Annotated in this window: 1 protein-coding gene; it reads right to left on the bottom strand. The window is 50.2% G+C overall.

Annotated elements, in window-relative coordinates; all coding sequences use genetic code 11:
* Positions 1-269: ribonuclease H-like domain-containing protein (locus R0K30_RS22095; protein WP_410612997.1), on the bottom strand; the 269-nt coding region annotated here is incomplete at both ends.

The following is a 269-nucleotide window of genomic DNA, read 5'->3' as shown; positions in this document are numbered from 1 at the left end:
CAGAAGATCAAAGTGACCGAAGTCAGGAAGTTTCGGAAGCCTGGCCCGCAGCAATGTATGCCTAGTTTTTACCTGAGGCCAGTCAAAGGCTTTTCCGTTATACGTAACAAGGGACGTAATGTCAACCTCACTTAAAAAGCTTTTGTAAAGAGCCGTCTCGTTTCCCGGTTTAGGAAGCAGATGCTGTTTAACCGCGACACGGTCTTCATACACTCTTGCATGGCCGAGCAAAAAGATCATATTGCCGGCCCCGCCGCCAAGGCCGGTCG

It is taken from the genome of Bacillus sp. SIMBA_154 (assembly GCF_046536015.1).
Classification (GTDB): Bacteria; Bacillota; Bacilli; order Bacillales; family Bacillaceae; genus Bacillus; species Bacillus pumilus_P.
Note: the sequence above shows the minus strand (reverse complement) of the source record. Positions and strands in the feature narration are given on the sequence as shown.